Below are 6729 nucleotides of genomic sequence, written 5' to 3'. Positions count from 1 at the left end.
CCACAGCGGTCGGGGGCAGGCGGGCGGGGAGGATTTCCCGGGACATTGCCTCCCGTTGCAGGCAGTGTGGCCGGGCCCTGGGCGGCACCGGGAATCGTTCCGGAGGCTCAGGGGTTCCAAGTCGTTCGCAGGTGCCTCGGGCCGCTGATTGGCCTGACCGCGTACCGCCAGGCGCCCCCGCAATACCGCGAGAGGGCGCGCTGCGCGGTCGGTCCCCCGCCTGAGGGGGAGTGCGCCGACCCTACTCATGCGGGATTTCATGACTTTTGACGAACTGCAGTTGACCGATTCGCTCCTCAAGGCCGTCAAGGCGGAGGGCTACACCACGCCGACGCCCATCCAGGCGAAGGCGATTCCCCATGCCCTGGCGGGCAAGGACGTGTTGGGCGTGGCCCAGACGGGCACGGGCAAGACGGCGGCGTTCGCGCTGCCCATCCTCCAGCGTCTGTCGGCGAAGGCGCCCGCGGGCGGCGCGCGTCCGGTGCGTTGCCTGGTGCTGACGCCCACGCGCGAACTGGCCAGCCAGGTGAGCGACAGCTTCGTCACCTACGGCAAGAACCTGCCCCTGCGCCACGCGGTGGTGTTCGGCGGCGTGGGCCAGAATCCGCAGGTCCAGGCGCTGCGCCAGGGCGTGGACATCCTGGTGGCGACGCCGGGACGCCTGTTGGATCTCATCGACCAGGGGTTCGTGACCCTGCGCGCGCTGGAAGTGTTCGTGCTGGATGAGGCGGACCGCATGCTGGACATGGGGTTCATCCACGACGTGCGGCGGGTCATCAAGGTGCTGCCGCAGGTGCGCCAGACGCTGTTCTTCAGCGCGACGCTGCCGCCGGACATCATGGACCTGGCGCGCAACATCCTGAAGGAGCCGGTGCGCGTGGAGGTGTCCCCCGCGTCCAGCACCGCGGAAACGGTGAGCCAGCAGGTGTACTTCGTGGAGCGCGAGGAGAAGCGCGCGCTGCTCACGCACCTGCTCCAGGACGCGAAGGCGATTCCGCGCGCGCTGGTGTTCACGCGCACGAAGCACGGCGCCAACCGCGTGGCCAAGCAGCTGACGGCGGCGGGCGTGCGCGCGGATGCCATCCACGGCAACAAGAGCCAGAACGCCCGCGAGCGCGCGCTGGACGAGTTCCGCGCCGGCACCCTGCGCGTGCTGGTGGCCACGGACATCGCGGCGCGAGGCATCGACATCGACGGGCTGTCGCACGTGTTCAACTACGACCTGCCCAACGTGCCGGAGCAGTACGTGCACCGCATCGGCCGCACGGGCCGCGCGGGCGCCAGCGGCCAGGCCGTGTCCTTCTGCGACTCCGAGGAGCGCGCGTACCTGCGCGACATCGAGCGCACCATCCGCCGCAGCGTGCCGGTGGTGGCGGACGCCGCGTTCCGCTCGCACCTGCCCCCTCCCCTGCCCGGTGACGTGGAGGAGAGCCGTCCTCCGATGAACCGCGGTGGCCGGGGCCAGTCGCGCGGCGGTGGTGGTGGCGGCGGGGGTCAGCGTCGGAGTGGCGGGCAGCAGCGCCGCGGTGGTGGCGGCGGGGGTCAGGGCCGTCCGAGCGGTGGCCAGTCGCGTCAGGCCAGCGGTGGTGGGAACGCCCAGGCGCCGCGCGGTGGAGGCCAGGGCCGTCCGCAGCAGGCCCGTCCGGCGGTGGCTTCGCCTGCCGCGGGGCCGAGCTCGCCTCCGCCCCGTCGCACGATGTCCAAGTGGGGCTGAGTCCCCGTCCCAGGTAGGGCGTGGCCGTTGAGGGGCGCGCCTTTTCCTGTGTGTGGGGGTTGGACTTGAGTTCATGACGCCCGGCTCCTCTCACGAGGGTCCGGGCGTTCGACTGTCCGGGGTATGGCGGCGGAGGGTTGGGCTCGTCCCCTGGCGGATGGGGCGTGGTAGCGTGGCGCCGTGTTTCACTGCGGTGCATCGCACCCCTTTTGTCATCAGGACACGCCCTCTTCATGACGCGCTCGGCTGACGGTGAGCTGCACATCGATTCGGTCCTCCGGAACACCTACAAAGTCGTCTCCGTGTTGGGGCGGGGCGGCATGGGTTCGGTGTTCCTGGCCCAGCACCTGCGGCTTCCGGGCAAGCAGGTCGCGGTGAAGGTGCTGCGGGTCGGTGAGCACGTGGGGCCGGACCTCCACGTGCGCTTCCGGCGCGAGGCGGAGATCGCCTCCCGGCTGGGGCACCCGAACATCGTGGAGGTGCTGGACTTCGACACGCTGGAGGACGGCAGTCCGTTCCTGGTGCTGGAGTACCTGCGCGGCGAGAGCCTCGCGGACCGGCTGCGTCGCGGGCGGCTGACGTTGGAGGAGGTGTTCTCCTTCACGCGGCAGATGGGGTCCGCGTTGCAGACGGCGCACCGCGCGGGCGTCGTGCACCGCGACCTGAAGCCCGCGAACATCTTCCTGGTGCCCACGGACTCCGGCGGCGTGGTGGGCGAGCGGGTGAAGCTGCTCGACTTCGGCATCTCCAAGGTCATGTCGTCGGAGACGCTGCAGACGCAGGAGGCGGTGCTCATCGGCACGCCGCAGTACATGTCGCCGGAGCAGGCGCAGGGGCAGAACAGCCGCATCGACGCGCGGACGGACCTGTTCGCGCTGGGCGGCATCGTGTTCGAGATGATCTCCGGGATGACGCCCTTCGGTGGCGGGTCGCTCGTGCAGATCATCTACCGCGTGGTGCACGAGCCGCCGGTGTCGCTGGCCAATCTGATGCCGGACCTGCCGCCGAACGTCGCGCGGGCGGTGGCGCGGGCGCTGGAGAAGAACCCGGATCACCGCTATCAGGACGTCGCGTCGTTCATCGCGGAGCTCACGGGCACGCAGCTCCAGTCGCTGCCGGAGACCGAGGAGCAGATCGCGGCCCGCACCTTCGGGCGCACGAAGCGTCCCTCCGGTGTCGCCCTCCCCTCCGTGGCGCCGAGCGACGACGACGCGATGGGGGCCACGATGGCTCCGTCGAACAAGGGGCCTGGGACGGGCCGCTTTGGCGCGGATGCGTTGGCGGCGTCGGATGACATCGGCTTCGACGCGACGATGGCGCCGCGAGCCGGCGGCACGGTCCCGTTCGGACAGCAGCCGCAGGTGGCCGGCGGCACGATGGGCTTCGGAGCCACGCAGATGCCTGGGAGCGGCATGGGGAGCTCGGGCGTGGCCCTGCCAGTGCCCGGTGTCCCCGCGCGGTCACCGGCCAGCTACAGCGGACAGCAGGCCGCCCAGGGCTACGGCACGGGCCAGCGCGTCGCGCCGGGCAGCATGGGCGGACAGCAGGTCGTGCCGGGAAGCTACGGCGGGCAGCAGGCGGTACCGGGCAGTCTCACGGGGGCTGTCGGCCCCCAGGGGCAGCCACTCGCCCCGGTGAGCATGTCGGGCCAACCGGGAATGCCGGGGCCGATGACGATGCCCGCCGCGGTCCCGCCCAGGTCGCGCGTGCTTCCCATCGCGGGCGCCGCCGCGCTGATTCTCGGCGCCGTGGGACTCGGCTGGTGGCTGCGCCCCGGACCGCCCATGGATCCGCCGCCCGTCATGCACGCGGGCCAGGATCACGTTCCCCCGCCACGCGCGGGTCCGCCCCCCGAAGGCCCGCCACCGGTCATGCACGCGGGCCCGAATCACGCGCCCCCGCCGCCTGTGGAACCGCCTCCGCCCCCCGTCGCACAGACGCTTCCGCCGGACGCGGTGACGGCCGGTAATGGCACGCCAGCGAACGTCGACCCCCATGTGCAGCAGACCAAGGCTCCAGGAAAGACTGGCGGCAAGACGCAGTCTTCGCGCATCCCCCTGGAGCCTACCGACGACATCGCGCTCAGCGCGCTGAAGGAAGCCCGTGCCGCGGATGCGCGGAACGACGTGGACACCGGTGTCCGGATGGCCCAGCGCAGCTACGCGGCTCAGAAGAACCTGGCCGCGCACCATCTGGCCATCAAGCTCCGGTGCCAGTCCAAAGACATGGTCAACGGTCCTGCTGAACTCTCGAAAGTCCCCAAGTCGGACCTGACGGCGCGGCTCATCGAGCTATGTCGGAGCAATGGTATTGAATTGCCGAAGTGAGCGAACACCGCCCGTCCGCGAAACCACGGACGGGTGAGGGGGATACACCAACATGAAATGCATCGTCGCCGTGGCCGTGCTGGCCACCCTTCTGGGCACCCTGCCCGCCCGGGCCGCGCCGCCCGTTCCCGTGGACGCCGGCAAGGTGTTCGTCGGCCCGCAGGGAGAACTGGTCGCCGTCGTTCCGCTCGCGCCCCGTGAGCAGAAGAAGTTCCTCCTGCGCATCCAGGGCACGGGCTCCGTGCTGGACAACCTGGTCCTCCCCTACACCCTGAACGACTGGAGCAGCCCCAGCACGCGGCGCCAGAACTACACCACCCAGTGGCACGGCAAGGACTACTCGCCGCTCGTCGTCGTGGGCACGCGCACGGAGCTGTACTTCCCCGGCGGCCCCGGCAACGGCATCACCGTCCAGTTCGACGAGGCGCGCTCCCAGAAGCTCAAGCCGGAGGAGGTTTACGCCCAGCACCAGCAGCAGACCCAGGGCGGCCAGCTCGCGAAGCTGATGGCCTTCGACCGCAAGGCGGAGGAAGCCGTCCACGACACGGCCTACTCCGAAGCGCTCCAGGAGCTGAACACCACCTGCGGCACCTCCGTGGCGGGCGCCATCGACTGGACCACCGTCACCGAGCCCTTCCTCAAGGCCCAGAAGATCTCCCGCTACTGCGTCTTCCCCCTCACCGCGCTGAAGGCCCTGTGCGAAGTCTCCGAGGAGGCCCGCGGCACCGTGAAGGCCCGCCTGAAGCAGATGGACTGCCGCTTCGGCGCCGCGCTGGAGCCCGCGCTTCAGGGCGACCGCTTCGTGTGGACCACCACCCCGGAGGCGACCCAGCAGGAGAAGGCCGCCATCCGCTACTTCAAGAAGCACCTCTAGGCCCGCGCACCATGCTCTTCCAACGCATCCTTCCCGTGGCCGTGCTCCTTTCCGCCACTCCCGCCGCCGCCGTCGAACCGCCGTGGGGCAAGGCGGAGAACCTGGGCCAGCGCATGCTCCTGGAGGCCACCGCCGTCTGCACCGACGGCCGGGGCCACTACGTCGTCTCCGTGCCCCGCGAGGACACTGACGACCTGGAGGATCAGCTCTACTACGGCGACGGCAAGTCCCTGGTCGTGGTGCCGCGCCCCCGCAGCAGGAACCTGTCCGCCACCACCTTCCAGGATCCGCGCTTCTTCAACCCCAGCGGCACCGCCGACTACGACGGCGTGGACCTGCGGGTGCACTCGCAGCTGAACGTGGACACGAAGGAGCGCACCTGCTCCCTGCGCTGCGGCGAGCGCAAGGTGGCGCTGGAGATGGTCCCCGGCGCGCAGGCGCGGGAGCTGCTGCGCAAGGCCACCTACGTGCCCAACCCGCAGAAGTTCGTCCCTCACGCGCTGCTGCGTGACTCGGAGGGCACGTACTACTACGTGGACAAGGGCTCCTCGTCCGCGGAGTCCCGCAACTTCCGCGTTTTCATCGGCCCCCGTGGGGACCTGAAGCCGCAGAAGATGACCAACGTGGTCGCGGACTCCGAGGGCGAAATCTTCACCACCAAGAAGGGCCAGCTGCGGCTCGTCATCGACCGCGCGCAGAAGCCCATCTGGATCGAGAAGGCGCGCAAGGAAGTGGAGCTGCGCAACGTCCCCGTGGAGCAGAACCTGCCCCTCATCTACAACGAGCTGGGTGTCTACACGGGCATCCGGCTGGGCACGCCCTGCGACGACCAGTAGCGGGCGGTCCCGCTAGACGCGCACCAGCAACGCCATCTGGTGCGCGCCGATGCCCAGGCCGACCATCACCAGGTACTTCGTGCGCAGCTCGCGGCGGAACCGGGCCAGCGTCACCGGCATGGACGCGTGCACCATGTTCCCGTACTCCTCGAAGGTGTCCAGGTACTCGCGCGGGCGGATCTCCTGCGCCCAGTGGTCCATCAGCTTGCGCGTGGCCTGGTGGGAGATGAGCGTCACGTCCTCGCGCGCCACGCCGTGCTTCGCGAGCAGCCGCTCCACCAGCCGGGGCGGCCCGTTCATCCCCGACTGCAGGAACGCCTTCACGCCCGCCGCGGGAGCGATGCCGTAGGTAGGGTACGCCAGGCCGGACTCCGGCCGCGGGCCCATCATCATCGCGCCGTATTCGTCGCTGAAGGTGTCCGCGCCCCAGTCCACCAGCGTGAGCCCTTCACCCGCGCCCACCACCACCGCGCCCGCCCCGTCGCCAATGCCGATGGCGTGGCCCTGCGTGTAGTCCACGTTGCGGGTCCACGCGGAGCCCACGGCCACCAGCGCGTGCCGGAGGGCGCCCGCGCGCAGGGCCTCCCAGGCCAGCACGATGCCCATCAGGAAGTTGGCGAAGTCCGCGTTCACCGGCACCACCAGCGTGCCCTGGGAAAGGCCCAGCTCGCGGTGCACCGCGTACAGCTCGTTCGGCGCGACGAACTCCGACACCGACACGTAGCCGTACAGCCGCTCCACGTACGCGGGCGTCAGCCCCGCGTCCTGGAGCGCGGCGGCGCCCGCCTTCGCGGTGAGCGCGGCCAGCGACTCGCCCTGGCCCAGCACCCTGCGCTCGCGGTTGCCGTAGAAGAGCGCGTGCTCCCCACCGCTTCCGGCGGCGCGGCGCAGCGACTCGAACAGCGGGTCGTCGTTGCCGCGAACGTGCTCCGGGACAGCGGCGCCGACTCCCAGGAGCGCGAAGGTCGCGGCGGTCAT

5 protein-coding genes are annotated in these 6729 nt (G+C 70.5%); 4 read left to right on the top strand and 1 reads right to left on the bottom strand.

Annotation, left to right across the window (positions count from 1 at the left end; translation table 11 throughout):
* Positions 1-259: 259 nt before the first annotated feature.
* The 4 genes from D7Y11_RS28190 (at position 260) to D7Y11_RS28175 (ending at position 5751) form a co-directional block, all read left to right on the top strand.
* Positions 260-1714 carry a DEAD/DEAH box helicase gene (locus D7Y11_RS28190; protein WP_126935250.1) on the top strand — a complete coding sequence of 485 codons (1455 nt, stop codon included), beginning with the start codon at positions 260-262 and terminating at the stop codon, positions 1712-1714.
* 233 nt (positions 1715-1947) lie between these two features.
* Entirely contained in the window at positions 1948-4041 is a 2094-nt protein-coding gene (locus D7Y11_RS28185; protein ID WP_126935249.1) for a serine/threonine-protein kinase, read from the top strand.
* Between the two features lie 52 nt (positions 4042-4093).
* Positions 4094-4915: a hypothetical protein gene (locus D7Y11_RS28180; protein WP_126935248.1), complete on the top strand. Its 822-nt coding sequence runs from the start codon at positions 4094-4096 to the stop codon at positions 4913-4915.
* Positions 4916-4926: 11 nt separating this feature from the next.
* Positions 4927-5751: a hypothetical protein gene (locus tag D7Y11_RS28175; RefSeq protein WP_120579778.1), complete on the top strand. Its 825-nt coding sequence runs from the start codon at positions 4927-4929 to the stop codon at positions 5749-5751.
* A 12-nt stretch (positions 5752-5763) separates the two neighbouring features.
* On the opposite strand, the gene D7Y11_RS28170 is transcribed toward D7Y11_RS28175, so the two are convergent.
* Positions 5764-6729: a 3-oxoacyl-[acyl-carrier-protein] synthase III C-terminal domain-containing protein gene (locus D7Y11_RS28170; RefSeq protein ID WP_126935247.1), complete on the bottom strand. Its 966-nt coding sequence runs from the start codon at positions 6727-6729 to the stop codon at positions 5764-5766.

Source organism: Corallococcus sp. AB018, from assembly GCF_003986945.1.
In the GTDB taxonomy this organism is placed as follows: domain Bacteria; phylum Myxococcota; class Myxococcia; order Myxococcales; family Myxococcaceae; genus Corallococcus; species Corallococcus exiguus.
This window is presented reverse-complemented; position numbering and strand designations above follow the sequence as displayed.

What these genes read in the sequence shown, in the direction of transcription:
- D7Y11_RS28190 (WP_126935250.1), top strand. Translation starts at nt 260, where the DNA reads ATGACTTTTGACGAACTGCAGTTGACCGATTCGCTCCTCAAGGCCGTC.
- D7Y11_RS28185 (WP_126935249.1), top strand. Translation starts at nt 1,948, where the DNA reads ATGACGCGCTCGGCTGACGGTGAGCTGCACATCGATTCGGTCCTCCGG.
- D7Y11_RS28180 (WP_126935248.1), top strand. Translation starts at nt 4,094, where the DNA reads ATGAAATGCATCGTCGCCGTGGCCGTGCTGGCCACCCTTCTGGGCACC.
- D7Y11_RS28175 (WP_120579778.1), top strand. Translation starts at nt 4,927, where the DNA reads ATGCTCTTCCAACGCATCCTTCCCGTGGCCGTGCTCCTTTCCGCCACT.
- D7Y11_RS28170 (WP_126935247.1), bottom strand. Translation starts at nt 6,729, where the DNA reads ATGACCGCCGCGACCTTCGCGCTCCTGGGAGTCGGCGCCGCTGTCCCG.